Source organism: Bradyrhizobium sp. NBAIM08, assembly GCF_020193935.1.
Lineage (GTDB): Bacteria > Pseudomonadota > Alphaproteobacteria > Rhizobiales > Xanthobacteraceae > Bradyrhizobium > Bradyrhizobium yuanmingense.
Genome location: NZ_JADYVR010000318.1, coordinates 1 through 451, shown reverse-complemented (window position 1 = coordinate 451; position 451 = coordinate 1). Strand labels below are relative to the sequence as shown.

The following is a 451-nucleotide window of genomic DNA, read 5'->3' as shown; positions in this document are numbered from 1 at the left end:
GAACCAGGACGCGCGGGCGCGCGTGGAGCGCGGCGAGGTCGGCGAGGTCCGCCTCATCTCCGGCGGCTACGTGCAGGACTGGCTGCTGTTCGACACCGACTGGAACTGGCGGCTGGACCCGGCGGCCGGCGGCTCGCTGCGGGCGGTCGGCGACATCGGCTCGCACTGGATCGACCTCGTGACCTTCATCACCGGCCGCCACGTGGAGGCCGTGATGGCCGACCTCACCACCTTCATCGGCGTGCGCAAGCAGCCGACCGGCCCGGTCGAGACCTTCAGCCGCGCGAGTGCCGGCGACACGATCGACACCGCGATGGAGACCGAGGATGCGGCCGGCATCCTGCTGCGGCTCACCGGCGGAGCTCGGGCGGTGGTGACGATCTCGCAGGTCTCGGCGGGCCGCAAGAACCGGCTGAGCTGGGAGTTCGACGGCTCCGAGTCCGCCATGGCC

General features: G+C 72.1%; 1 protein-coding gene. It reads left to right on the top strand.

What is annotated here, in order from left to right; all coding sequences use genetic code 11:
- The coding region (locus tag I6F37_RS39690; protein WP_249795444.1) for a Gfo/Idh/MocA family protein at positions 1-451 on the top strand (451 nt) is incomplete at both ends.